Genomic DNA, 257 nt, shown 5'->3' with positions numbered 1-257 from the left:
AATATGGGGTGGGCCTGGACCCGTACTGCTACCCTGATAGCAGCGTCCTGCGTAACCGCCTCGACTTGTTCGATGAAGAGCGTCTGCACCAGGCCGAGCGGGAATTGTCCGAAATTGCCGTCGGCAGCCTCCCCCTCTACCCGCCGCCCTACGACCTTGAACGGCTACAACACATCCACCGCATCCTGTTCGGCGATATCTACGAATGGGCCGGTGCACTGCGCACGGTCAACATTCAGAAAGGCGACACCCTGTTC

General features: G+C 59.9%; 1 pseudogene. It reads left to right on the top strand.

What is annotated here, in order from left to right:
- Nucleotides 1-257: pseudogene (locus tag AAEY72_RS15535) on the top strand (cell filamentation protein Fic); the annotation flags it as partial.

The sequence above is a fragment of the Psychrobacter sp. W2-37-MNA-CIBAN-0211 genome (genome assembly GCF_040309405.1).
In the GTDB taxonomy this organism is placed as follows: domain Bacteria; phylum Pseudomonadota; class Gammaproteobacteria; order Pseudomonadales; family Moraxellaceae; genus Psychrobacter; species Psychrobacter glaciei.
The sequence above is the reverse complement of the archived record's forward strand: the minus strand, read 5'-3'. Positions and strand labels throughout refer to the sequence as shown.